Here is a 730-nt window from a genome sequence, read left to right on the forward strand (position 1 = left end):
GGCTCGCTCGGCGAGCTGGCCCGGCCCGAGCCCGACGACCGCGTCAGCGAGACGATCGGCTTCGCGGTCGCCATCGTCGTGCTCATCATCGGCTTCGGCAGCCTGATCGCCGCCGTACTCGACCTCGACACCGGCGGAGCGCAGCGGCTGCACGGCGGCGTCCACCCCGGCCAGGTAGCCGTCCCCGAGGGTGCCGGGCTGGACGTCGAAGCGGACGGTGATGTACCCGGTCTTGCCGTCGGTCGACAGGGGGCCGACGTTCGGGGTGCCCGGGGGCGGGGACGGCGGCTGGGTGCCGGGCGCGGGCAGAGGACTCGTGGCGTTCAGGACGTGGGGCAGCTTCTGCAGCGACTCCACGGCGGACGAGACCTGGTCGCTCACGTCGGTGAGCGGCTTGGCGCCGTCGTACAGCACCACCTGCGAGCTGTAGCCGCCGGCGGCGGGCTCGTGCGCGCGCAGCACGTCGAGTCCCTCCTGGGACTGGGTGCCCGGCAGCGAGTAGTTGTCGGAGTACTCGCCGCCGAAGGTGTTCTTGAGCGCCAGCAGGGCGACGAGCGCCACGACCCAGGCGACCAGCACGATCACGAAGTGACGGGCGGACCACTCGCCCATCCGCCGCAGCAGACCCCCTTTGCCGGAGCGAGGACCACTCGCGGCGGCCGGGGCGCCGCCCGGCACGCCGGGCGAGGGGTCCGATGACTGCGGGAACGGCATGGGTACTCCCGTGGCG

The 730-nt window shown here is 73.3% G+C and carries 1 protein-coding gene; it reads right to left on the reverse strand.

The features are described 5' to 3' along the window. Window positions 1–612: MMPL family transporter (locus tag EAO71_RS35575; RefSeq protein WP_261992503.1), on the reverse strand; the 612-nt coding region annotated here is incomplete at its 3' end. Window positions 613–730: the final 118 nt, after the last annotated feature.

This window comes from Streptomyces sp. MS191 (assembly GCF_008042125.1).
Classification (GTDB): Bacteria; Actinomycetota; Actinomycetes; order Streptomycetales; family Streptomycetaceae; genus Streptomyces.